The following is a 22,571-nucleotide window of genomic DNA, read 5'->3' on the forward strand; positions in this document are numbered from 1 at the left end:
TCAGGACGGCCGTAGCACCGGTGACGCTTAGTGCCCGTGCTGATCAGGCTCCGAGGGAGCGTTACCTGTCACGCGACGTACGACGCGTCCGATGGTCAGGCCCTGCATGAGAATCGAGAACAGCACCAATATGTAAGTGATGGTCAGGATCAGGTCCCGCTCCGGACCTACCGGTAGAGACAGGGCCAGCGCCACTGAAATCCCGCCCCGCAGTGCGCCCCAGGTCAGAATGCCCATGGTGCCCTTGGCCATGTGTCGCCAGTGCGGCGTCAGCATCACGACCGGTGTCACGCTGATCCAGCGGATAAGCAGGATGGCTAGGGTAAAGGCCACAGCGGCGGCCAGGTGCAGTCCTGTCACAGGCAGTAGCAAAAGCTCCATGCCGATGAGCACGAACAGCATGGCATTGAGTATCTCGTCGATCAGCTCCCAGAAGCCGTCCACATAGCGGCGTGTGGTATCGGACATCGCTTTTTCACGGCCACGATTGCCGATGAACAGGCCGGCCACGACCATCGCAATCGGACCGGATACATGCAGGTGGGGAGCCACGGCAGCGCCGCCAATAACCAGCGCAAGCGTCAGGAGCACCTCGATCTGGTACTGATCGATGCTTTTGAGCATCCGGTAGGTGACATAGCCGATCACCGAGCCGAACAGGATGCCGCCCAAGGCTTCCTCGACAAACAGCATGACGGCGTGCCCGGCGGAGGGTGTCTCGCCGGAGGCGAGAATGCCGAGCAGCACGGTAAACACCACAACGGCAACGCCGTCATTGAACAGGGACTCACCCACGATGGTGATTTCCAATGACTTTGGCGCCTTGGCTGAACGCAGGATTCCAAGAACGGCAATCGGGTCGGTTGGAGAAATCAGCGCGCCAAACAGCAGGCAATACACCAGGTCTACATGCCAGCCCAGCAAGGGAAAGACGTAATAGGCCGTTCCGCCGATCAGGGCGGTAGAAACGAGAACGCCCAGGGTAGCCAGAAGGCCGATCGGCCAGCGGTAGCTGCGAAGATCCTGAACATTGACGTGCAAGGCACCGGCAAACAACAGGAATGACAACATCCAGTTCATCAATAGTTCGTTGAAGTCGATTCTCTGGATCAGCTGTTCAATGATTTCCTCCAGCATGGGAAACCCCAGCGCCGACGCAATTTGCAGCAGCACACTGAACACCAGTGCAATCACCATGACGCCGATCGTGGGCGGCAGACCGACGAACCGGTAGTTCACATAAGTGAGCAGCGCAGTAAAACAGATAAAGGCAGCGGCGAGTTCAAGCATTGAACATCCTTTCAGTACAGCGGATAGAAAGTAGAGGCCATGATGGCCATTAGGTAATTCTCATTAAGAACACCTATAGACGCGGAAAGTTACAGTTTTTTAGGGCACCGGCTGCGGACAAAAGTCACAACGGTAGCCAGGGCCATGAGGGTGCCTGGATCATCTTGTTGATATGTCCGTCTCGCTGGAAAGCGGATATCAAGCGTGCAGAGTCTGGAAAAGCCTTAACCTTTGGCTTATAAACAGGTCACTATCAGGTCTGCCAATTCAAGGAATTCCCATGACGTTCGGCTACTGGTGCATCCTATTCGCCTACCTCATTCCCTATGGCGCCGCGGCGTACGCAAAATTTACCGGCAGTGGCTTTACGCCGGACAACAACCGGCATCCACGTGATTTCCTTGCCAAGCTGGAAGGGCCCCAGGCGCGTGCCAACGCAGCGCAGCAGAATGCGTTTGAAATTACACCGCTGTTTGCCGCTGCCGTGATCGTGGCGCATGTCACCGGAGGTGCGGCTCAGGGAACGATCAATTTCCTGGCGCTCCTGTTCGTGGTCAGCCGTATCATTTATACCTGGCTGTATATCAAGGACCGTGCAACCCAGCGCTCCAAGGTATGGGCCCTCGGCATGCTGTGTATTGTTTTTCTTTTCTTCGCTGCGGTCTGATTTGCGTCGACTAATCAATCGCCAAAACAAAAGGCCGGCATGTTTCCATGCCGGCCTTTTTGTCAGTGATCGCCGCCTGCAGGAGCGGGGCCCTTGGCGCCGAAAGGTGGCTTGGCCAGCCAGATGATCAGGAACAGGCCCATGAACATCCAGCCGAGCAGCGTGAAATAATCAATGGTGGACAGCATATAGGCCTGACTTTCGACCACGCGATCGAGCTGGGCGTACGTGGCGTGAGAAGGGCCCCCCAGCATCGAAATGTAGTCCCGTGTCGCTGGGTCGTACACCGTTACCTGCTCGGTCAGCTGAGCATGGTGGAACGTGGCGCGGCGTGCCCAGATCCAGGTCGTCAGTGACGACGCGAAACTACCGCCCAGTACCCGTAAAAATGTCGCAAGCCCGGAGCCGTCCGCAATGTCTTTAGGCGGCAGGCTGGACAACAGAATGCTAGTCGTAGGCATGAAAAACAGCGCAATTCCCAGCCCCATGAACATCTGCACTTCGGCGATATGGCGATAATCAACCTCGGTATTGAACGTGGCACGCATGAAGCACGAGGCACCGATCACCAGGAAGGAGCCCCCGGCAAGCAGGCGCAGGTCTGTCTTATGGGCGAACCGGCCAACCAGCGGCGACAGGAACACAGGCAAAAATCCCATCGGCGCAGCGGCAAGACCCGCCCAGACCGGCGTATAACCCAACTGAGTTTGCAGCCATTGGGGCAGAAGCAGGTTGATGCCAAAGAAGCCTGAATAGCCCAGTACCAGGGCCAGCGTTCCGAACGTGAAGTTACGGTATTTGAACAGCCGCAGGTTCACGATGGGGTGTTTGTCGGTCAGCTCCCAGATTACACAGGCTATCAACGCGATGACGGCAATCAAGCTGCCAATAACAATGAAGTTCGATTCGAACCAATCCAGGTCGTTGCCTTTATCCAGTACAACCTGTAGCGCACCTACGCCGATTACCAGAAGCGTCAGGCCCACATAGTCGATCGGCTGCCGAATGATCTGCTCCGGCTTTTTGCCCAGCTGTGCCCAAACCACCAGGGTGGCAAAGATACCGATGGGAACGTTGATAAAGAAAATCCAGGGCCAGGTGTAGTTATCCGTGATCCATCCACCGGCAATCGGGCCAATGATGGGAGCCACCACCGTGACCATGGCCAGGAGCGCCAGGGCCATCCCTCGCTTGGCGGCCGGAAAGATTGATAGCAGCAGCGTCTGGGCCATGGGATATAGCGGCCCGGCCACGAACCCTTGCAGCGCCCGGAAAAATACAAGTTGTGGCATCGATTGCGCGATGCCACACAGGAACGAAGTGATGACGAATAGCACCACCGCAGCAAGGAACAGCTTTACCTCACCGAAGCGACGTGCCATCCAGCCGGTCAGGGGCAGGGCAATCGCGTTGCTGACAGCAAAGGATGTGATTACCCATGTACCCTGCTCGGAGCTTACGCCCAGATTGCCTGAAATCGTGGTCAGGGCCACGTTGGCAATGGTGGTATCCAGCACCTGCATGAAGGTGGCCAGCGACAGGCCGACCGTGGCGAGCACCAGGCTCGCCGGGCGGAATGCAGAATCGCTCATGTGATCTCCGATTAGCGCTTGGCTACATCACGGGAGGCCGGGCCGTTCTCGTGGATCAGACGCTCGATCAGGCGATCGGCATCCTCCAGCTGGCGGGTATAGACGTCGGTAGCATAACGGGGCTGGGCCAGCGGCTTCTGTGCCAGGACCGGGCCGTCCAGATCATGCAGGTCGACGTCGACGTTCATCGACAGGCCAATGCGCAGCGGGTGCTTTTCCAGCGCATCCTGATCCAGGCGAATCCGCACGGGTAGGCGCTGCACGATCTTGATCCAGTTGCCGCTGGCATTCTGGGCGGGCAGCAGGGAAAACGCGCTGCCGGTGCCGACCCCCAGGCTCTCTACCGTACCGTGGTACTTCACATCTTCACCGTACAGGTCGGAATGAATTTCAACCGGCTGACCGATGCGCATGTCGCTGAGCTGGGTTTCCTTGAAGTTGGCGTCGATCCAGATCTGATCCAGCGGCACCACGGCCATCAGCGCTGTGCCCGGCTGTACGCGGCTGCCAACCTGTACCGAGCGCTGGGCTACATAGCCTGTCACCGGCGCAATGATGGTGCTACGGGCATTGTTCAGATAGGCCTGACGCAGCTGGGCGGCGGCGGCTTTCACATCGGGATGGGACGCGATCACCGTATCGTCTACCAGCGCGCGGCTGGTACTGAGTTGTTGCTCGGCGCTGGTCAGTGCATTTTCGGCTGCGTTCAGCGTATCACGGGCGTGGGACAGTTCTTCCTGCGAGATCGCACCGCCGCGTGCCAGATCCTGACGACGCTTGTAGTCAGATCGTGCACGCTCCAGTTCGACCTTGCGTGAAGCTACCTGAGCCTTGTAGCTGTCCACGTTGCTGTACAGGCCGCGGACCTGACGAACCGTCTTGGCCAGATTGGCCTCAGCGCTCTGCAGCGCGACTTCGGTGTCGCTCGGGTCGAACTTCACCAGGACCTGACCCTCATGCACCAAGTCACCATCGTCAGCGGTAATGCTGACAACCGTACCGGTCACCTGCGGCATGATCTGGACGACGTTGCCGCTCACATAGGCATCATCGGTGCCCTCATGAAAACGGCCATAGAGTGTGTGATAGAAGTAAGCGCCCACTGCTCCCAGGATGACGAGCAGAAGCAGGAGCAAAAGAAAGAACTTGCGCTTGCCGGATTTGGGCTTGCTGTTCTCGTTAGTGGCGGTTTGTGCGTTTGATTCAGCCATGTCTTACGTCTCAGCGATCCGAAGTTACACGTGGGCCCGGTTGCAGAGCCGGTGTGTCAGAAGAGGGTTCAAAGCCACCACCTAGCGCCTGCATCAGCAGGACGGAGGTATCAATACGCTCCGTCGCGAGGCTGGCCAGTTGGCGGTCTGCCTGAAGCAGTTGTTGCTCGACACTCAGCGCATCGAGATAACTGCCGATACCGGCGCCGTAACGCTGCATCGCGATGTCGAAAGACGCCTGAGCAATGTCGCGGGCACGCTGCTGTTCCTGAATCTGCTGATTCAGCGAGCGCAGCCGGGAAATACTGTCGCCGATATCACCAAGAGCATTGACCAGCGTCTGGTTGTACTGGGCGACGGCCAGGTCGTAATCGGCGTTGCGGCTGGCCAGATCAGCCCGGCGGCGACCACCGTCAAAGATCGGCAGCGACAGGGCCGGACCGATATTGAAGAAGCGGCTGGGTGCTCCAAACAGGGTGTCGCCCAGCAGGGCATCGGTACCGGCCGCGGCGACCAGGTTGAGGTTTGGATAGAAATTGGTCCGGCTTGAATCAATGTCCTGCGAAGCGGCCTCCACACGCCAGCGTGCGGCTACCAGGTCGGGACGACGACCGATCAGCTCGGCAGGCAGTTGGCTGGGCAGTGCGATTGTCTTGGGTGCAATCAGTTGTGGACGACCAATGCTGGCACCCCGGTCAGGACCTTTACCCAACAGGACGGCCAGACGGATCTGCGCACTTTCTACAGACTGCTTGGCAGCAGTGAGCTGCGCCTCCGAGGCGGCTTCCAGGCTCTGGGTCTGTTGCAGCTGGAACTCACTGTCCAGGCCCGCCGAGACACGCCGCTGGGCAAGATCGAGCATGCCGCGGGTACGCTTGAGGTCTTGCTCGGCTAGGTCGAGCATGACGTAAGCCTGACCCAGTTGGTTGTAGGCGCGTGTAACGTTGGCGGCCACGGTCAGCTCAGCGGCCTTGCGGTCTACCTCGCTGGCGCGGGCACGGCCCAAAGCGGCTTCCCAGGCGGCACGTTGGCCACCCCAGAGGTCGAAGGTATAACTGCCATTAACGGATAGCTCGCGCAGCGTGCTATAGCGCCCGCCCTGGCCGGTCGGATCATCGCGACGTGACAGCCGGGAGCGGGTTATCGAGGCGTTGCCATCGAGCGTCGGCTGGCGATCGGCGTTTGCAGCAATCACCGCTGCATTGGCCTGACGGGAGCGGGCATCGGCCACTTGGAGGTCCGGGCTCGATTGCAGCGCCTCACGGATGAGGCTGTCGAGTTGGCGATCTCCCAAGGTGTTCCACCAGTCGCTTTTCGGCCAGGCAGCCGGTGACAGGGCAGAACCCGCAACGGTCTGCTCGCTGTGCAGGCTCGCTGCGTCAAGCGCCCGGCCTTCTGTATGCAGGCCTGTGGGTGACGCGCAACCCGACAGCACCAGGGCAATGGCCAGGGCTGAGAGAGGGTATTTAAGGCACATGGCGTTATTGTTCTCCTTCATTGGCCGGGACCAGGCCGGCCGGAACCAATATCTTCTTGAGCAGGCGCTCCAGCTCATCGATCTCGGAATGGGTCAGCTCGCCGGTCAGGTCGTTCATGGCGTCAGCTGCAATCTGCGGAATCTGTTTGCTCAAGCTGTGGCCCTGCTCGGTGAGCTCGAGGCGAACCTGTCGTCTATCGGTGGTGCTGCGCACGCGAGCAATCAGGTCCTTGCTTTCCAGCCGGTCGATCATGCGGGTCATGGCGCCACTGTCGAGGGACAGGCAACGGCACAGCTCTGCAGGCGTATCCGCCGTATTGCGTGCCAGCATCAGCAACACCTTGAACTGGGCAGCCGTGATGTCATAAGTGACAAGGTGCTTGTCCAGCAGGCGATCCTTGAGCGAATTGACCAAGTGGATCAGATGGCCGAGCGAGTAACGCAGCGAAAAATTATCTGGTTTGAAACGTGTCATGGCAGTATCTGCCCAGGCAGCTAAGTCTGAGTAGAATACTGCCTAGGCAGCTATCTGTTTAGCAACATTTTGCAAAAGTCTCTGTTGCTAAGAGCGCAACAATGATTAGAAGTGCCTGAGAGGAAGAACAGTGAAAATGAAAAGGCCGGGCAGTCGATGCGATGCCCGGCCTTTGGCGTTACAAGAAAAGGGTCAGCCCTGCCAGTTGCAGTAGCAGCCTACCGACAAGGTATTGGTCGACCGTACGCTGCGCCCTGACACGAGCGCTTCGAGAATAGGCTCGATAAAGCTGTTACCAGCTGTACAGATCATGCCCTCGCTATAGGGGCCGACATAAGCCAGCTTGCCAGCATTATCCCAGATGGCCACGGCTGGGCTGGCGGGGAGGGTATCGGCTCCAGGAATCGTCGATAGGGCCTTCAGACGTCCATCCAGCATGGACGGCAGCTTTCCTTCGCTCCCTGGTTTCTGCACGCTGTAGAACTCGACGCCCCGATCACCAAAGCGTGCAGTCAGGTTACGCAGGTGCGCCTGATTGCCTTCGTTGCATGGGCAGTCCGGGTCCCAGAAGTGCACCAGCCGGATCGGTCCCGGACCCGCAAGCTCGGGTGGGAGTTGTAGATGACTGCCATCAAAAAAGGCGGTCTGCTCGGCAAACGAACGTAAATAGCGCAGCTCGAACCACCAGTAGGCAGCACCCGAACCAGCAATGACAAGGATGGTGAACAGGCAGAGCAGAATAGTGAATCGACGAGAGGGCATGGCGTGACTGTTAATGCAAAAGAAGACATAGCTTGCCACGCCAGGGCGTGAAGCAGAACATGATTAAGTGTCCAAGCTTTACATGGGCAGGCCTCTCTTTTTAGTGTGACGACCATGACCATGCTGTTTCATCCAGAACAACTGCGACCGCTATTGGCGGAACTGTCCCTCGATCCTGGCGAGTCTGGCCCGGCTATCCTGGCGTATCAGTCCTTTTATGGACTCGACATGAGCCAGCAGCACCCAGGCGTCCAGGCTCGCCTGGGCCGCATGCGCGTGGCTGATTACGAGATCGCCGTGCAAGGGTGGTGGCATGACCAGCCGCGGGCCACGCTTCTGGTGCTCCATGGCTATTACGACCACATGGGGTTGTATCGCCATGCGATCGACTGGGCGCTGTCGATGAATTTCGCCGTGCTGTCTTGCGACCTGCCGGGGCACGGGTTATCCAGCGGTCCGCGCGCAAGTATCGATGATTTTGCCGAGTATCAAGCGGTATTAAAGGCTCTGCTCGATCAGGCCAGACGCCTTGATCTGCCGCAACCCTGGCATCTGCTGGGGCAGAGCACGGGAGGTGCGATCGTACTGGACCATCTGTTGAACGGGCAGCCCGGTGCGGAGATAGGCGAAGCGATTCTGCTGGCGCCGCTGGTTCGCCCCTGCAGCTGGAAGATGTCACATCTGACCTACCGGCTGGTTGGCCCCTTTGTCCGAGCATTGCCCAGGCGGTTTTCGGCCAACTCCGGTGACGAAGCGTTTCTTACCTTTCTACAGCATCATGATCTGCTGCAACCGCGCGAGCTGCCCAGTCGCTGGGTAGGAGCGCTAGCCCGTTGGATTCCACGTATTGAAAAGGCTTCGCCCAGTCTGCATCGGCCCATCATCATCCAGGGTGAGCAGGACTTCACCGTGGATTGGCGACACAATCTGCAGGTGCTGGAACAGAAGTTCGACAAGCCAGAGGTGCTGCGCCTGCCTGAAGCGCGGCACCATCTGGTCAACGAAACCGAAGCGTTACGCCAGCGCTACTTTGATTTTCTAAGGGAGCGGCTGACGTAGAGGAAGGGTTTAGTTGCTGCCTGAGCCAAGGCCTGCTCGCAGCGCGGCCAGGGCGGCCTGGTAATAGCGATTGCCCTCAGGCGAGCTGGCAAAGTCGGCAAACTGGGTCAGCTCGGTGTCGGAAAGGGTGCGATAAACGTAGAGCAACGTGTTTTCCAGGTCGCCATTGTTCATCTGCTGCATGATGCGCTCGCGTTGCTGGCCGATCATGCCCTGAGCTTGCCCCATTAGCCCAGGGAGCATCTGGCTCAGGCTGTCAGCCGCCAGACCTGCCAACGCCATGCTGACTTCCGCGCCGGCTTCACGAGCCGGAATCACGGCCGCGATTCGTTTGATCTGTGTCTGACGGGCGGCGCTGGCCTGGATCTTGGGCAGGCCACCCGAGCTGCGGGCGATCTGATCGCTACGGGTGGCGCTGACCTCCGCCGCGACGACCTTCTGGCCTACAGGCGATTGGAAAAACTGCAAGGCAGGATTGGTCTCTGGCAGCGACTGGCGCAGTTGACCAATGGCACGCTGGTCGATGACATCGGCCGAGAAGCGGCGGTTACTGTTATCCACCAGCGTCTGGTACAACGCTGGCGGCAGGCTGTTCTGGTAGCGCTGCTGTGCCGCTTGCAGCGCATCGCGGAAGTGGCTGCGCTGTTCGGGCCAGCCCGCGGTCTGGTAAAGGGTTTGATAGTTATCGGCCAGCGCGGGAAGACCGATGGCGAGTAGCAGACCAGCAATAAAAACGCGCATGAACTCTCCTGCAAGGGCATGTCTTGAGCTGCAGCATGCCAGAAAAAAGACAGTATTCTGGGTAGGTATCACGTTGCTGTCGAGGTTGGAAAGGGCCGATTCGTCGGAGCGTATAAATTTGAGCAGAAGCGTTGACGACTTATTACAATGCCGACGCCGCCAGCCGCTCTTGTCTATGCTGGTTATCTCGTTGCGATGTCTCGCAGGAATTCGATATGCCCATTCGCCCTGATCATCCCTTGTTGCAGCGTATCGTCGATGATCTGGCCGATGTCGGCTGGTCCCATCAGACTGTGTTTCTACCCGATGATCTGACCCGTGCGCTGGCGCAAGAGTGCCACAAACGTGCGCAGCACGGACTGTTGGCTCCAGCCGCTATCGGGCGTGGCGACAGCCAGGTCATTCGCGAAGGTGTCCGTGGTGATCAGATTGCCTGGTTAGAGGGCGATGAGTCTTCGCCTGCTATTGCCCGCTATCTGGCGCTTATGGATGCGCTCCGGCTGTCCTTCAATCAGAGCCTCTTCATGGGTCTCGAAGACTATGAAAGCCATTTTGCAATGTATCCGCCAGGGGCTTTTTATGCCACTCACCTGGATCGCTTCAAGGACGACGACAGGCGTATGGTATCTCTGGTGTTGTACCTGAATGAGGCGTGGCTGCCCGAGCATGGGGGCGCACTGCGCATGCACCTGCCTGACGGACAGACCCGCGATGTATTGCCTGCTGGTGGCAGCCTGGTCTGCTTCATGTCTGGCGATTTGCCCCATGAAGTCCTGCCTGCGACGCGTGAGCGTATGTCATTAACGGGCTGGTTTCGCCGGCGGGGTGAAAACGTACTGGAAAACGTTTTGTAAATGGAAAAGATACTGATCAGCCGCTGCCTGCTGGGCCACCGGGTCCGCTATGACGGGGGCGCTCATGGCCCCTATGATCAGTTGAGTTCCTGGCTGGCGGAAGGACGTGTCGTCGCCGTGTGTCCAGAGGTTGCCGGTGGCCTGCCTACACCTCGGCCGCCGGCTGAAACCCCTGGCGGACAAGGCGCTGCTGTACTGGACGGCTACCAGCCCGTGATGACCGATACCGGTGAGGACGTCAGTGCGAAATTTCTGGCTGGAGCCTGTCAGGCTGTTGAGCTGGTCAGGCAGCATCGTATCCAGATGGCGGTGCTCAAGGCGCGTAGCCCCTCGTGCGGTAATAATGAGAATTACGATGGCACCTTTTCCGGACACCGAGTCCCGGGTGAGGGCGTAACAGCTGCAGCTTTGCGGCGTGCCGGTGTAAAGGTCTTCAATGAAAGCGAGCTGAACGAGGCTGTAGCCTACCTGCAGGCGCTCGAAGCGAAATAGTCTTCATGTACAAAACAAAAAGGAGGCCGAAGCCTCCTTTTGTTGGATGAACGTTTAGAACAACACGCGGCAGCGAATGGTGCCCTTGACGTTCTGCAGCTTCTCCTGAGCCATGTCGGAGTAGGCGGCATCTACGTCGACTACCACGTAACCGACCTTTTCGTCGGTCTGCAGGTACTGACCGGAAATGTTGATGCCGTTTTCAGACAGCACACGGTTGATTTCGCTCAGCACACCCGGCACGTTCTGGTGGATGTGCAGCAGGCGATGCTTGCCCGGATGGGAGGGCAACGCCACTTCCGGGAAGTTGACGGAAGACACGGACGTACCGTTGTCGCTGTACTTCACCAGCTTCTCGGCCACTTCCAGACCGATGTTGGCCTGGGCTTCCATGGTGGAGCCGCCTACATGCGGGGTCAGGATGACATTGTCCAGGCCGCGTAGCGGACTGACGAACTCGTCATTGTTGGAGCGCGGCTCGACTGGGAACACGTCGATGGCAGCACCCAGCAGATGTTCGTCTTTGATGGCTGCTGCCAGCGCTTCAAGATCAACTACAGTGCCACGTGCAGCGTTAAGCAGGATGCTGCCTTTTTTCATGGCGCGGATTTCACGTTCGCCAATCATCAGTTTGGTCGAGGGCGTTTCCGGTACGTGAAGCGTTACGATGTCGGCCATGCCGAGCAGCTCGGTGATGGAAGCAACCTGTTGTGCATTACCCAGCGGCAGCTTGGTAACTACATCGTAGAAGTAGACCTGCATACCCAGGCCTTCGGCCAGGACGGACAGCTGCGTACCGATGGAACCGTAGCCGATGATGCCCAGCTTCTTACCGCGAATCTCAAAGGAGTTGTTGGCGCTCTTGAGCCAGCCGCCACGGTGGCAGGAAGCGTTCTTGGCAGGAATGCCACGCAGCAGCAGAATGGCTTCAGCCAATACCAGTTCAGCGACCGAACGGGTATTGGAGTAGGGCGCATTGAACACGACGATACCGCGTTCACGGGCGGCGTTCAGGTCCACCTGGTTGGTACCGATGCAGAAGCAGCCAACGGCGATCAGCTTCTTGGCGCAGTCGAACACTTCTTCGGTCAGTTGAGTACGGGAGCGAATGCCCACAAAGTGCGCATCGGCGATCTTCTCTTTAAGCTCAGCCTCGGGCAGCGCTTTGGAGATGTACTCGATGTTGGAGTAGCCAGCCGCTTTCAGCGTGTCTACTGCCGATTGGTGTACGCCTTCGAGAAGAAGAAATCTGATCTTGCTCTTGTCGAGTGAGGTCTTGCTCATCTGCGTTGAACCCGTAGTCCCGAGGAAGTGTGAATCGGCTGCCGGCTGGCGTCGCCGAAGGGTAGGCATATGCTAGCATGTTCTCCCTTTTCCTTGCCCGGATACGACCTGAGCGGTTCTCAGGACGACCATGAATGCCACGAGAGTTTCAACATGATTGACGCTGCTTTGATCGAATCGCTGAAAACCCTGGTCGAGCCCGGAAAGGTGCTCACGGATGCGGCCTCGCTGGAGTCTTACGGCAAGGACTGGACCAAGCACTTTGCCCCGGCACCGTCTGCCATTGTCTTTCCCAAGACGATAGAAGAAGTGCAGGCCATTGTGCGCTGGGCCAATGAACATCGGGTGGCCCTGGTGCCTTCTGGTGGCCGTACCGGTCTTTCGGCGGCAGCGGTCGCAGCTAATGGCGAAGTCGTCGTGGCATTCGATTACATGAACCGGATTCTCGACTTCAACACGTTCGATCGTACCGTGGTCTGCCAGCCGGGCGTGATCACCGAGCAGTTGCAGGCCTTTGCTGAAGACAAAGGTCTCTATTACCCCGTCGACTTTGCCTCGGCCGGCTCCAGTCAGCTGGGTGGCAACATCGGTACCAATGCGGGTGGCATCAAGGTGATCCGCTACGGCATGACCCGTAACTGGGTAGCCGGCCTCAAGGTCGTGACCGGTACGGGCGAGCTGCTCGAGCTGAACAAGGGCCTGATGAAAAACGCGACCGGCTATGATTTCCGTCATCTTTTCATTGGTGCCGAAGGCACGCTGGGTTTCGTGGTCGAGGCTACGATGCGGCTGGAGCGTCAACCGACCAACCTGACGGCTCTAGTGCTCGGTACGCCGGATTTTGATTCGATCATGCCGGTACTGCATGCCTTCCAGGACAAGCTGGACCTGACGGCCTTTGAGTTCTTTTCCGACAAGGCCATGGACAAGGTTCTGGCCCGTGGTGACGTGCCTGCGCCGTTCGATACCCGCTGCCCGTTCTATGCACTGCTGGAGTTTGAAGCAACAACGGACGAGCGCGCCGATCAGGCCTTGGCTACCTTCGAGCATTGTGTCAATGAAGGCTGGGTGCTCGATGGCGTCATGAGCCAGAGCGATCAGCAGTTGCAAAACCTGTGGCGTCTGCGAGAAGACATCTCCGAGACGATTTCCCACTGGACGCCCTACAAGAATGACATCTCTGTAACGGTTTCGAACGTACCATCCTTCCTGCGTGATATCGACGACATCGTGGGCGAGCACTATCCGGATTTCGAGATCATCTGGTTCGGCCATATCGGTGACGGCAACCTGCACCTGAACATTCTCAAGCCTGATGATCTCTCCAAGGATGAGTTCTTTGACAAGTGCAAGGTCGTGAACAAGTGGGTATTCGAGACCGTTGCGAAATACAACGGCTCCATTTCGGCCGAGCATGGCGTGGGCATGACCAAGCGGGATTACCTGACCTACTCCCGCTCAGAAGCCGAAATCGCCTACATGAAAGCTGTCAAGGCAGTCTTCGACCCCAATAACATCATGAATCCGGGCAAGGTCATCGCCTGATAGCCCTTGAGGATCAGGCGATAAACCGACCGTTCCGCTAACGTTCAGGTTCGTGTCGTTATGCTTGGCCGCCTGCCTTGGTAATGCGGCCAAGCTTTTGGTTATAAAGGATTAAACGGGACTTTTCCTCTTTCGGAGTCGGTTCACCATGAGCTACCAACACCAGTACGTCGATGGTACGAAGATCCACTTCCCGCTGGGCAAGGTGGTCTGTATTGGCCGCAACTATGCTGAGCATGCCAAGGAACTGAACAACCCTGTACCCACCGAGCCGCTCATCTTTATCAAACCGGCCAGTTCGGTCGTGCCGATTGAAGGTGGCTTCAGTATTCCTGAAGACCGTGGTGCGGTGCATTACGAGGCGGAAATCGCCGTATTGATCGGCAAGCCCCTGTCACGCACGCCAAGCGAAGAAGAGGTCCGGGATGCTATTTCGGGTTTCGCGCCAGCGCTGGACCTGACCTTGCGTGATGTGCAAGCCCGCTTGAAGGAAAAGGGTTATCCCTGGGAAATCGCCAAGGGGTTCGACGGCGCCTGTGTCCTGGCGCCTTTCGTGCCGGGTGATGCCTACAGCGATCTGGCTGATATCGATGTTCGCCTCACCATCAATGGCGAGGTACGCCAGGACGGTAACAGCCGTGAAATGCTCAACCCGATCATCCCGTTGATCCAGCACCTGTGCACACACTTCTCCCTGCAACCCGGCGATGTGGTACTGACCGGTACGCCCAAGGGAGTCGGCGCATTGAACAAAGGTGAGGAACTGGTCTTGGAGTTGCCTGGCAAAAGCCGCTTTACGAGTCGTGTTCTCTAACATCCACCCTTGAGTAATCCGGAAGCATCAGGCGACGGATCCAAACCGCTAAGCAGTCGAAACCGTCGTCATGCCAAAAGTATTACAACGTCGATCCCTCAAATGGTGGCTGGCCGGCTTCGTGCTGGTCGTCGCCGCCACGCTCACATACCTGTTTCACTGGGACCAGCGTGCCCGGCTCTGGTGGCAGGAACGTAACACGCCTGCCAACCAGCATGCGGACAATATCTGGCTTCCAGGCTATACCGCGGTCATTCAGGCCAAGCCCTTGCCCGGCATGGAAAAGGCCGAGGCATCGGACATCGCCTATAACCCGGCGACCGGCACCCTGTTCATTGTCATGGGCAAGGAGCCTTTGCTGGTGGAAACCAACCTGAGCGGTGATATTCTCAGGCAGATTCCCATAACCGGGCTTTCCAACCCTGAGGGCCTAGTGGTCCTGGATGGAAATCGCATGGGTATTGTCGATGAGCGTCAGCGTACGCTGGCCCTGTTCAATCTGACCCCCGAGACCCGCCAGCTGCAGCCCGCAGATTTCCAGTTTTTCGACCTGGGCTTTGCCGATGCCGGCAACAAGGGGTTCGAAGGCGTTGCCTGGGATGCACGACAGCAACGTCTACTGCTCAGCAAGGAGCGAGATCCTGCAGCACTGTTCAGCCTGTCCAGCGATGGTGATCAGATCCTGGGTGAGATGACGGATCTTCCCGATCAGCCCGACCTGATGAATGATTATTCTGCGCTAAGCGTTGATCCCCGTACCGGCCATACACTGGTGCTCTCGGATGAGTCGCACCTGTTGCTTGAACTGGACGAAAGCGGAAAGCCGGTCAGTTTCATCAGCCTGATCGGGGGGCTCAATGGACTCAGTAAAAATATCCCTCAGGCTGAAGGTGTTGCGATTGATGAAGAAGGAACCGTTTACATCGTGAGCGAGCCTAACCTGTTCTATGTCTTCCGGAAATCTGACTGACATAAAATATCCGTAGGCTTGTCGTCGAGCGCGGGCATGCAGGTCGCCCGGATGATCGATCCCTCGACGGCAACGGGCCTACCCATGCAGCGTATCTATCCTTACCGCATTCCTCTGGCTGGCCTGCTGATGGCAGTGCTCATCGCAACCATAGCCAGCCAGCAGACCCCGCTCCTGGCGCGTCTCTGGTATGGCGTTCAGCAGCACTGGCATGCCGATGAGCGCCGTGAGGTCTCGGTTTGGCTTCCTGATTATCATGTCGATATCGAGGCCAAGCCTGTGCCAGGGCACGCGGATTTGTCGGCGCTGACCTATGACCCGAGCCGGGGCACGCTTGCGAGCCTAACCAACAAGTCATCCCATTTCATCGAGCTATCACTCGACGGTGAAATTCTTCGGCAAATCCCTATGCAGGGATTCGATGACCCCGAGGCGATTGAGTACATTCGCCCGGGCGTTTTCGTCGTGGCAGAAGAGGGCCGGCAACGGTTGGTTCAGATTCATGTCGATGACACAACGCGCGTCATCGATGCGAATGACCCTCGCAATCAGACACGTCTCTCTCTGGAATTGGCTGCGTTCGATAATCGGGGTTTCGAAGGGCTCGCCTATGACAGTCGACACAAGCGACTCTATGTAGCTAAAGAAAAGGACCCTGTGCAGATCTATGAGGTCGATGGTTTTGCCGATCCTGAGCCCGGCGCACCGGTCAGCATTACGATCAGGTCCAATGTGCTGCGTGACAGAGGCCTGTTTGTCGACGATCTGTCGAGCCTCCACTTTAGTGCCAGCACGAATCACCTGCTGGCGCTCTCGGATGAGTCGAGGCTGGTTATTGAGCTGGATAGCGAGGGGAAGCCCTTGAGCACCCTGCCGCTCGATGCCGGGCGGCAGGGTCTGACGAAAAGCGTGCCGCAGGCCGAGGGCCTGGCCATGGACGACCAGGGCACGCTGTATATCGTGAGCGAACCGAACCTCTTTTATCGATTCAAGCGTAACTAAACTGCGTTATACGGATCAGAACCGCCACTGGGCACCCAAGCTGTATCCGGTCTGGCTACCCTCGGAATGGCCCAGGCGACTGTTGACCTCGGCATAGACGCCAATCTCCGGTGTGATCGCCCACTGAGCCCCGATCTGAGCGCGGGCAAAGTGCTTGTCTACCGAATCCAGCGCTGCCGTACGCAGCCGACCATCTCCACGGCTGATAACATCCAGCCGACTCTTGCGGCCATCACCCAGTTCTTCGACCCAGGCGACATGAGCATAGGGTTGTAGGGCCATGCCACGGCTCATGGGGAGATCGCCATAGACCCGCCAACCCAGGCTTGCCTGAATGGAGTCATAGGTCTGATCATCAAATGACATGGCGGTCCGGCGGCTGTCGTCTTCATCGAAGCTATCGATGTGGTAACGGGTATAGTCCAGTCCCAGCTGAGGACCGGTTCGCAGCTGACCGACCGTCATGTCGTAGCCCCCAGTCAGGCGAGCACCGAAGAAGCGGGCCCTGGTATCGCCAGATAACGTCTGGTTCAGGAGAACCGGCCCGCCACTGGCCTGAAGGAACACGGAGCGATCCGTATCGAAGCGGGTGTGACCCGCGCTCAGCTCACCTGCAGCCCAAAGCGGCCCGCCGTTGCTGACCAGACCATACAGCCCGGCCTGCCATGTCTCGTTACGAACCTTGCCAGAATGCTCCAGGTCATCCTTGCCACGCTGAATGCTCAGGCTACCGCCTACGGTCAGCCATTCACTGGCCCGATAATCGCCAATGGCATAGGCGGTGGCCCGCTTGGAGCGCTGGCTCGGATCTACATCAAACCCATGCTCAGGCTGGTACTCGCCCTCGATTCCCACGCTGCCACTGAATTGGTTGAGTGCAAGTGGTGCGAGCTGAAGGCCCAGCCAACGGCGGTCATGCAGCCGAGTAAGGGTTTCATGCTGGCTGCGCAGGTTGTCCTCCATGGCCCGTGCCAGCGCACCGCTGGAGGCGGTGGAAGCGAGCAGGTCGGCATTTGTCAGCTCTAGCAGGAGACGCGTCAGCAGGCGTGAATAATCACGAAGACGCTGCTGGATGCGCTCTGCACCCAAGGCGCCGGTCAGCACCGTCTCGTTGTCCAGTGATGGTGTATGCCAGGTGGCGCCGCCAGGAATGGCTGGATTGGTGGTCTGCTCATAGCCGTCCAACTCGCCGATTTCCCAGTTGGTCGCTTCGACGAACAGCACCGGAATACCGAGCGCCTCGAAGCTTGCTGCATCACTGCAACAGCCGGTGCCGGCAGGGTATTCCGAATTCAGTCCGGGATTCGTGCGCAGATCGATCCCCAGTTCCTGTGCGATACGAAGCGTCTGCTCGCGTATGGACGCCAGGGCGGGATTATCGACGCTGTTGGCACCGGCATGGGCATACATCAGGTCGCCCGTGATCAGGCTGTCGAGGTTGATCATGCCCAGCAGGCTGGCCCGCTCGCTATCGCTCAAGCCGGCTACATAGGCGCGTGAGCCGCGCAGGCCTTCCTCTTCAGCTCCGAAGGCAACCACATTGATACCATTTTCCAGCGCGATCCCGCTGAGGTTGCGCGTGATCTCCGTAAGGACGGCGGCACCGGAACCGTTGTCATCCAAGCCTTGGAGTGTCGGGCGGCCAAAGTAGGTATCAAAGTGTGCCCCTAGTACAAGGGTGTTGCCGCTGGTGCCTGCCAGCTGAGCCACTACGTTCTGTGAGTTCCGGTTTCCGTTCCAGGTGAAGGACTGGAGAGTGGCGTTGTTACCTATACGCTGCTGCATCCAGGCCGAGGCGCCCTCAAAACTCGTAGTGCCTCGATAACGACCCGGATACTCATTGATCAGAACGTCCAGTGTCTCGTCGGCGTATTCACCAAAGTCATAGGCACCCGCGGTACCCCCTATCAAGATACAGCCGACTGCAAGCGCTAGTTTGGAAAAGGAATGCACAAGCGATCCTCATTGTTATGGTTTGTTGTGTTGTAGTTATGGGTAGTGCGGAGCTGCATGGAGCAGATAGCGTGCCGACTTGAAAAGCGGACAGGCAGGCGACGCCTGGCAGACTGACAGCGCTGCCTGAGCGTAACTATAGATGGGGATGGAAAAAATGCCGGGCAGGCTGTGCACTGTGATCGTGCACAGCCTGAGGTGCGTGTCTCGTCGTGGGACGTAGGTGCTTAACGCTTGAGTGTCTGAACGCCTTCGGCGGTTCCCAGCAACAGGACATCCGCCGAGCGAGCCGCAAACAGGCCAACCGTGACTACGCCGACGATGTTATTGATCTTGGACTCCAGATCGATCGGGTCAAGGATATGCATGTTATGCACGTCCAGGATCACGTTGCCGTTGTCGGTTTTAACACCTTCACGGTAGACCGGATCGCCGCCCAGCTTGACCAACTCGCGGGCTACGTAGCTGCGTGCCATGGGGATGACCTCGACGGGGAGCGGAAACTCGCCCAGCACATCCACGCGTTTACTGCCGTCGGCAATGCAGATAAAGGTCTGTGCCACGGCCGCTACGATTTTTTCACGCGTCAATGCTGCACCGCCCCCTTTGATCAGTTGCAGGTGCTCGTTGGCCTCGTCGGCGCCATCGATGTAGAACTCAAGATAGTTGACGCCATTGAGGTCATACACCGGAATGCCATGTTTCTTGAGTCGCTCGGCCGTTGCCTCGGAGCTGGCTACTGCGCCGTCGAATTCCATTTTGTGTTGGGCCAGCAGGTCGATGAAGAAGTTGGCGGTGGAGCCGGTGCCGACCCCAATGACGCTGTCACGCGAGAGGTGCGGGAGAATATAGTCCACCGCGGCCTGCGCCACGGCTTGCTTGAGCTGATCCTGGTTCATGATCGATTCCGGCAAAGGAGAAGTAGAGGTTCGATTATAGCCGGGCTGACCCTATCAGCGGTGAACAGGGTGGTTGACGCATTGTGGGTGGCTTGTCGTGCTGCTTGCGCAGTAGACTGACTGTTCCCCGCAAAAGCCCTGCCGAGAAAAGTCGATGCTCGAACAGTACGTCAAGAAAATGCTGACCTCGCCCGTCTATGATGTGGCCGTTGAAACACCTCTGCACCCTGCGCATAGCCTGTCGGAGCGTCTGGGTAACCGGATTCTGCTCAAGCGCGAAGACCTACAGCCCGTCTTCTCGTTCAAGATTCGGGGCGCCTACAACAAGGTGGCCCAGCTCACTGACGAGGAAAAGGCTCACGGCGTGATCGCGGCATCCGCCGGCAACCATGCCCAAGGCCTGGCCTTAGCTGCTCAGAAGCTGGGTATCAAGGCCGTTATCGTCATGCCCAAGACGACGCCAGAAATCAAGATCAAGGCGGTACGTGCCCGCGGTGCCAAGGCTGTCCTGCACGGCGATGCCTTTCCTGAGGCGCTGGCTCATGCGCTGAAACTGGTAGAAGAAAAGGGATACACCTTTATTCACCCGTACGATGATCCGGATACGATTGCCGGGCAGGGCACTGTCGCCATGGAAATCCTGCGCCAGCAGCCAGGGCAGCTGGACGCCATTTTCGTGCCGGTAGGCGGTGGAGGGCTGATCGCGGGGATCGCCGCCTACGTCAAGTACCTGCGTCCTGACATTAAGATTATTGGTGTTGAACCAGACGACTCCAATTGCCTCCAGGCCGCCATGCAGGCAGGTGACCGGGTGGTGCTGAGTCAAGTGGGTATCTTTGCCGATGGCGTGGCGGTCGGGCAGATCGGTCATCACACCTTCGAGATCTGCCGACACTATGTGGATGACGTGATTACCGTCAGCTCCGATGAGATCTGCGCAGCTATCAAGGACATCTACGACGATACGCGCTCCATCACCGAGCCGGCTGGTGCCCTAGGCGTGGCGGGGATCAAGAAGTATGTCGCTACCCGCGGCGTAAAAGGGGAGACCCTGGTAGCCATCGACTCGGGTGCCAACGTCAACTTCGACCGCCTGCGTCACGTGGCAGAGCGTGCCGAGCTGGGGGAACAGCGTGAGGCTATCATCGCCGTGACCATTCCTGAGCGTCCCGGCAGTTTCAAAGCGTTCTGCGAGGCACTGGGCAAGCGCCAGATCACCGAATTCAACTATCGCTATAACACGGATAGGGAAGCCCATATCTTTGTCGGCGTACAAACCCATCCGGAAACCGATCCACGCGGCAAGCTCATCGAAAGCCTGCGTGAGCAAGGGTTTCCTGTATTGGATCTGACCGACAATGAGCTGGCCAAGCTGCACATACGGCATACCGTAGGTGGACATGCGGCCCATGTGGATACCGAGCAGGTCTTCCGTTTCGAGTTTCCCGAGCGGCCTGGCGCATTGTTCAACTTCCTCAATCGCCTGGGTGGGCGGTGGAATATCACCATGTTCCACTATCGCAATCACGGCTCGGCTGATGGCCGCGTATTGGCGGCGCTTGAGGTTCCGGAAGAGGAGCGGCACCGTGTGCCCGAAGCGCTGGCAGAGATCGGTTATCGCTATTGGGATGAGACCAATAACCCTGCGTATAAACTGTTTCTGAGTTAACGCTTAGGGTGGCGGCGGGCGTCTGGTAGGGAACCAAGCGCCCGGGCCGTGTTCGATGAAAGGCTGGCCACGTTTACTGGCCAGCTGATACCAGTCATCGAACCGAGTCGGAATGTCTTCACCTACGTTTCCACACCACCGTGGCCTGCTGATGCTCAGCATCACGCTGATGGTCACCGTCTATTTTCTCGACAGCCTCTCCATCGCGCTGGCCAACCGCTATGTATCCGGCGGCCTGGGTGCTGATCAGCGCAGCTATGTCTATGCCACGGCAGCCTATAGCGTCGCGGTCATCGTCTTCACGGCGCCTCACCAGTGGTTTGTACAGCATCTGGGGTACCGGCACCTGATGATGGCGGCGACAGTTGTCCATACCATAGGCCAGCTGCTCTGCCTGGCCGGCGACCACCTGTGGGTCTTTGCCGCGGGCAGAGTCTTCATGGGGGCGGCCGCCGCGACCTTTTTTGCCGGTGCGCGGGTGCTGGTGCTCATGTTCTTCCCCGGGCCGCAAACCCCCACAGGCATACGAGCCTTTGCCAGCGGCGTGCCGCTTGGCGCGGCGATGGCTTCTTTTTGTACGGCGCAACTGCTGGCGCATGAGGAGTGGCGCGGTATCTTTGCCGTGCCGCTGGTGGTCTGTCTGGTCATGGCGGTGTGCATCTGGATGGCCATTCCTTCGCGCGTCATACCCGAAAAGTTGTCGGCCAGACCAGCACTGCTGCCCATGGCTATCCTGCTGGTTGGAAGCATCATTGTCGAAACCACTATCCAGCGGATGAGTTTTGATTTCTACAGCGATACCTGGGAGCTGCTCGGACTCTTTCTGCTGGGTATCTGCCTCATGGCCGTCTTCATCTATTGTGAGCGGCAGCGGGAGCGGCCAACCCTCGACTTTCGTAACGCCATCAATCCGGCCTTTCTGCTCGGCATGCTGTTCATGATGCTGAACTACTTCATGCTCGGTGCCTATAACTACGTTATTCCCCAATATGTCCTGAACGCCCTGCAGGTACCGATCTACACTGCTGGAACGGTCATGGCTATCGGCTGGCTGTGTGGGATAGTGCCGCTCATGGCCATTACCTCCGGCACGCTCAAGCGGTATTTCCCGTGGGGTGGCTTCAAGAAGTTTCTGGTGCTCGGCTATTCGCTGCTGGCCGGCTATGGCTTTTGGATGTCCAGCCAGAATGGGGAGGTGCCGCTTGTGCAGCAGCTTCAGCCTGCGCTCATGATGCATGGTGTGTTTCTGATCTCGACCTTTGCGGTGATCATCATGTACACCTTTATGACCATTCCTCCGCGTTATTTCAGCCAGGCATATCAGATCAAGAACATGACGCAGCAGATCGTCATGCCGCTGGGAATCGTCATGGCCAACGTCTTTCTGCAATGGCGCGATGCGTTCCACGCCAATGTCCTGCGCAGTCACATCACCTCATTCAATCCGCTTTATCAGCAGTATAGGGAACAGCTGAACGAGGCGATGGGGCATGCCTCCATGAGCCAGATGGCCTCGCTGGTCAATCGCCAGGCTGCGATCCTGGGCTTCCTGGACTATTTCTACCTGATCGGCTGGGTAGGTGTAATTCTGGCTATCTACATGCTTCTGCAGCGGCACTTTCGCTGATAGGAGTGGGAAACGGGTCATGCTTTACCCGTCAGAATCCATTGATTGCTTGGCTATGTAAGCTTTTGTTCAGCAAGGGCTGAGGATACTGCTGGCGGATTTTCAGGCGCTCCGGCGGGATTACCCCAATGTAATGTCCATATGGACAAGCAGGCAGGAGTGGCACTTGCCAGCGTATTGCCACAGAC

20 protein-coding genes are annotated in these 22,571 nt (G+C 58.1%); 10 read left to right on the plus strand and 10 right to left on the minus strand.

The window, feature by feature from the left end:
- Window positions 1–27: 27 nt before the first annotated feature.
- The gene (locus JQR90_RS03190; protein WP_434140422.1) at window positions 28–1,290 is read right to left on the minus strand and encodes a cation:proton antiporter; all 1,263 of its coding nucleotides are present in this window, start codon (window positions 1,288–1,290) and stop codon (window positions 28–30) included.
- 280 nt (window positions 1,291–1,570) lie between these two features.
- On the opposite strand from JQR90_RS03190, the gene JQR90_RS03195 reads away from it, so the two are divergent.
- The gene (locus JQR90_RS03195) at window positions 1,571–1,957 is read left to right on the plus strand and encodes an MAPEG family protein (RefSeq protein ID WP_010796965.1); all 387 of its coding nucleotides are present in this window, start codon (window positions 1,571–1,573) and stop codon (window positions 1,955–1,957) included.
- 62 nt (window positions 1,958–2,019) lie between these two features.
- On the opposite strand, the gene JQR90_RS03200 is transcribed toward JQR90_RS03195, so the two are convergent.
- The 5 genes from JQR90_RS03200 to JQR90_RS03220 form a co-directional block, all read right to left on the minus strand.
- Window positions 2,020–3,549, minus strand: a complete 1,530-nt coding sequence (locus tag JQR90_RS03200; RefSeq protein WP_010796966.1) for a DHA2 family efflux MFS transporter permease subunit — start codon at window positions 3,547–3,549, stop codon at window positions 2,020–2,022.
- Between the two features lie 11 nt (window positions 3,550–3,560).
- Complete coding sequence (locus JQR90_RS03205; protein WP_219650839.1) at window positions 3,561–4,760, minus strand: efflux RND transporter periplasmic adaptor subunit; 1,200 nt, start codon at window positions 4,758–4,760, stop codon at window positions 3,561–3,563.
- A gap of 10 nt (window positions 4,761–4,770) precedes the next feature.
- Window positions 4,771–6,258, minus strand: a complete 1,488-nt coding sequence (locus tag JQR90_RS03210; protein ID WP_434140424.1) for an efflux transporter outer membrane subunit — start codon at window positions 6,256–6,258, stop codon at window positions 4,771–4,773.
- The gene (locus tag JQR90_RS03215; RefSeq protein ID WP_074823248.1) at window positions 6,242–6,712 is read right to left on the minus strand and encodes a MarR family transcriptional regulator; all 471 of its coding nucleotides are present in this window, start codon (window positions 6,710–6,712) and stop codon (window positions 6,242–6,244) included. The genes JQR90_RS03210 and JQR90_RS03215 overlap by 17 nt, the downstream gene beginning before the upstream one ends.
- A gap of 192 nt (window positions 6,713–6,904) precedes the next feature.
- The gene (locus JQR90_RS03220) at window positions 6,905–7,474 is read right to left on the minus strand and encodes a DUF6436 domain-containing protein (RefSeq protein ID WP_010796970.1); all 570 of its coding nucleotides are present in this window, start codon (window positions 7,472–7,474) and stop codon (window positions 6,905–6,907) included.
- A gap of 114 nt (window positions 7,475–7,588) precedes the next feature.
- Here JQR90_RS03220 and JQR90_RS03225 point away from each other — a divergent pair, with 114 nt between their 5' ends.
- The gene (locus JQR90_RS03225; RefSeq protein WP_434140426.1) at window positions 7,589–8,533 is read left to right on the plus strand and encodes an alpha/beta hydrolase; all 945 of its coding nucleotides are present in this window, start codon (window positions 7,589–7,591) and stop codon (window positions 8,531–8,533) included.
- Window positions 8,534–8,542: 9 nt separating this feature from the next.
- On the opposite strand, the gene JQR90_RS03230 is transcribed toward JQR90_RS03225, so the two are convergent.
- A complete protein-coding gene (locus JQR90_RS03230) occupies window positions 8,543–9,274 on the minus strand; it encodes a DUF2059 domain-containing protein (protein WP_434140428.1) in 732 nt (243 codons plus the stop codon).
- Window positions 9,275–9,489: 215 nt separating this feature from the next.
- Between JQR90_RS03230 and JQR90_RS03235 the strand changes: the two genes are divergently transcribed.
- Together JQR90_RS03235 and JQR90_RS03240 are read left to right on the plus strand one after the other, a co-directional pair.
- Window positions 9,490–10,128 carry a 2OG-Fe(II) oxygenase gene (locus JQR90_RS03235; RefSeq protein WP_219650833.1) on the plus strand — a complete coding sequence of 213 codons (639 nt, stop codon included), beginning with the start codon at window positions 9,490–9,492 and terminating at the stop codon, window positions 10,126–10,128.
- Window positions 10,129–10,620 carry a DUF523 domain-containing protein gene (locus JQR90_RS03240; RefSeq protein ID WP_434140430.1) on the plus strand — a complete coding sequence of 164 codons (492 nt, stop codon included), beginning with the start codon at window positions 10,129–10,131 and terminating at the stop codon, window positions 10,618–10,620.
- 54 nt (window positions 10,621–10,674) lie between these two features.
- Here the strand turns inward: JQR90_RS03240 and serA are convergent, their stop codons facing one another.
- Window positions 10,675–11,904, minus strand: a complete 1,230-nt coding sequence (serA, locus tag JQR90_RS03245) for a phosphoglycerate dehydrogenase (RefSeq protein ID WP_037030737.1) — start codon at window positions 11,902–11,904, stop codon at window positions 10,675–10,677.
- Between the two features lie 153 nt (window positions 11,905–12,057).
- Between serA and JQR90_RS03250 the strand changes: the two genes are divergently transcribed.
- The 4 genes from JQR90_RS03250 (at window position 12,058) to JQR90_RS03265 (ending at window position 16,235) form a co-directional block, all read left to right on the plus strand.
- Window positions 12,058–13,449, plus strand: a complete 1,392-nt coding sequence (locus JQR90_RS03250; protein WP_219650829.1) for an FAD-binding oxidoreductase — start codon at window positions 12,058–12,060, stop codon at window positions 13,447–13,449.
- Between the two features lie 148 nt (window positions 13,450–13,597).
- Window positions 13,598–14,263: a fumarylacetoacetate hydrolase family protein gene (locus JQR90_RS03255; protein ID WP_434140432.1), complete on the plus strand. Its 666-nt coding sequence runs from the start codon at window positions 13,598–13,600 to the stop codon at window positions 14,261–14,263.
- A gap of 70 nt (window positions 14,264–14,333) precedes the next feature.
- Window positions 14,334–15,233, plus strand: a complete 900-nt coding sequence (locus JQR90_RS03260; RefSeq protein ID WP_434140434.1) for an SdiA-regulated domain-containing protein — start codon at window positions 14,334–14,336, stop codon at window positions 15,231–15,233.
- Between the two features lie 84 nt (window positions 15,234–15,317).
- Complete coding sequence (locus JQR90_RS03265) at window positions 15,318–16,235, plus strand: SdiA-regulated domain-containing protein (RefSeq protein ID WP_313550992.1); 918 nt, start codon at window positions 15,318–15,320, stop codon at window positions 16,233–16,235.
- A gap of 15 nt (window positions 16,236–16,250) precedes the next feature.
- Here the strand turns inward: JQR90_RS03265 and JQR90_RS03270 are convergent, their stop codons facing one another.
- Both JQR90_RS03270 and rpiA read right to left on the minus strand, forming a co-directional pair.
- Entirely contained in the window at window positions 16,251–18,188 is a 1,938-nt protein-coding gene (locus tag JQR90_RS03270; protein WP_010796980.1) for an autotransporter outer membrane beta-barrel domain-containing protein, read from the minus strand.
- A gap of 227 nt (window positions 18,189–18,415) precedes the next feature.
- Entirely contained in the window at window positions 18,416–19,087 is a 672-nt protein-coding gene (gene rpiA / locus JQR90_RS03275; RefSeq protein WP_010796981.1) for a ribose-5-phosphate isomerase RpiA, read from the minus strand.
- Window positions 19,088–19,241: 154 nt separating this feature from the next.
- On the opposite strand from rpiA, the gene ilvA reads away from it, so the two are divergent.
- Both ilvA and JQR90_RS03285 read left to right on the plus strand, forming a co-directional pair.
- Entirely contained in the window at window positions 19,242–20,756 is a 1,515-nt protein-coding gene (ilvA, locus tag JQR90_RS03280; protein ID WP_019363953.1) for a threonine ammonia-lyase, biosynthetic, read from the plus strand.
- Window positions 20,757–20,868: 112 nt separating this feature from the next.
- Window positions 20,869–22,383 carry an MFS transporter gene (locus JQR90_RS03285; RefSeq protein WP_434140437.1) on the plus strand — a complete coding sequence of 505 codons (1,515 nt, stop codon included), beginning with the start codon at window positions 20,869–20,871 and terminating at the stop codon, window positions 22,381–22,383.
- The last annotated feature ends 188 nt before the right edge of the window (window positions 22,384–22,571 follow it).

The sequence above is a fragment of the Pseudomonas sp. JZ114 genome (assembly GCF_051027705.1).
Lineage (GTDB): Bacteria > Pseudomonadota > Gammaproteobacteria > Pseudomonadales > Pseudomonadaceae > Chryseomonas > Chryseomonas luteola.